This is a genomic window from Streptacidiphilus melanogenes, from assembly GCF_000787835.1.
In the GTDB taxonomy this organism is placed as follows: Bacteria; Actinomycetota; Actinomycetes; order Streptomycetales; family Streptomycetaceae; genus Streptacidiphilus; species Streptacidiphilus melanogenes.
Map to the genome: position 1 here is coordinate 1 of NZ_BBPP01000095.1, position 1,115 is coordinate 1,115.

1 protein-coding gene is annotated in these 1,115 nt (G+C 67.4%); it reads left to right on the forward strand.

The window, feature by feature from the left end; genetic code table 11:
• Positions 1 to 35 precede the first annotated feature (35 nt).
• Positions 36 to 1,115: hypothetical protein (locus TR49_RS44320; RefSeq protein WP_201776286.1), on the forward strand; the 1,080-nt coding region annotated here is incomplete at its 3' end.

Genomic DNA, 1,115 nt, shown 5'->3' on the forward strand with positions numbered 1-1,115 from the left:
CCACATCAGCGGACTACACCAGATGGTTCCAGGAGATGGACCGGCTCGGCATCCACGCCGTCCGGATCTACACCATTCACCCGCCCGACTTCTACCGCGCACTGCGCGCCTACGACACCGCCCATCCCACGAACCCGATCTACCTGGTCCAAGGCGTCTACCTGCCCAACGACATCTACCTGCAAAAACAGGACCTGTACGATCCGGCGGCCACACAGACCTTTCGCCAGGAGCTGCGAGACGCCGTGTCCGCCGTCACCGGAACCTTGGCCCGCCCGCCACGGCCCGGCTTCGCCAGCGGAACCTGGACAGCCGACGTCTCACGCTGGACCGCCGGTTGGATCATCGGCGTCGAATGGGACCCCTTCGCCACCGCCGCGACCGACCGCGCGAACCCGCACGCACCGGCGGTCCACGGCCGCTACTTCGCCAGCACCCCCCAGGCCACACCCACCGAGCGCTGGCTCGCGGCCCGCATGGACGACATCGCCACCGCGCAGGCGGCCAAGGGCTGGAGCGCACCCCTGGCCTTCGCCAACTGGCCGACCACCGACCCGCTGCGGCACCCCAACGAGCCCAATCCCCGAGAAGACATGGCCGCAGTGGACGCCGCCCACGTGCTGGCGACCCGCAACTGGCCCGGCGGCACATTCGCCAGCTTCCACGTCTACCCCTACTACCCCGACTTCCTGCAGTACCAGCCCAGCCTGCAGCACTACACCCTGGCCGGGCACACGGACCCCTACGCAGGCTACCTCCACGATCTTGTGACGCACTTCAAAGGCGTCATGCCGGTGATGATCACCGAGTTCGGCCTGCCCTCCTCCCTCGGGTCCGCCCACGACGCCCCACTGGGCCGGACCCAGGGCGACCACACCGAGCAGCAGGCCATGCAGACCGACGCACAGTTGCTGCTCATGATGCGCCAACTCGGGACGGCCGGAGCGTTCGTCTTCGAATGGACCGACGAATGGTACAAAAAGACCTGGAACACCCAGCTCCATCAAATCCCGCCCGACCGGCTGCAACTGTGGCACGACACCTTCACCAACGAGCAGTACTTCGGCATCCTGGCCACCGACCCCCTCCCCCTCGGCCCCGCCCGGACCATCTAC